The organism is Caulobacter sp. 602-1, from assembly GCF_003931565.1.
GTDB lineage: Bacteria > Pseudomonadota > Alphaproteobacteria > Caulobacterales > Caulobacteraceae > Caulobacter.
The window spans coordinates 1-351 of record NZ_RRYI01000053.1 but is presented as its reverse complement, the minus strand read 5'-3'; the positions used below and the strand labels follow the sequence as shown (position 1 = coordinate 351).

Annotated in this window: 1 protein-coding gene; it reads left to right on the top strand. The window is 59.3% G+C overall.

Annotation, left to right across the window (positions count from 1 at the left end; genetic code table 11):
- Window positions 1-351: divalent metal cation transporter (locus EIK80_RS25210; protein ID WP_199743625.1), on the top strand; the 351-nt coding region annotated here is incomplete at both ends.

The following is a 351-nucleotide window of genomic DNA, read 5'->3' as shown; positions in this document are numbered from 1 at the left end:
ATGCAGGCCGAGGTTATCGCCATCGCCACCGATTTGGCGGAGGTGATTGGCGGCGCCATCGCGCTGAATCTGCTTTTCGGTCTGCCGATGTTCCTCGGCGGCCTGGTCATCGGTGCGGTCTCCACTGTGATGTTGTGGTTCCAAGGCGGCAAATCGCAAACCACATTCGAGCGCATCATCATCGTGATGCTGCTGGTTATCACGTTCGGCTTCATCGCGGGTCTGTTCGTGGCCCCGCCGAATCCCGTCGAAGTGGCCAAGGGGCTGATTCCGCGCTTTAAGGGTACGGATTCGGTGTTGATGGCCGCTTCGATTCTGGGTGCTACGGTGATGCCGCATGCCATCTACCTG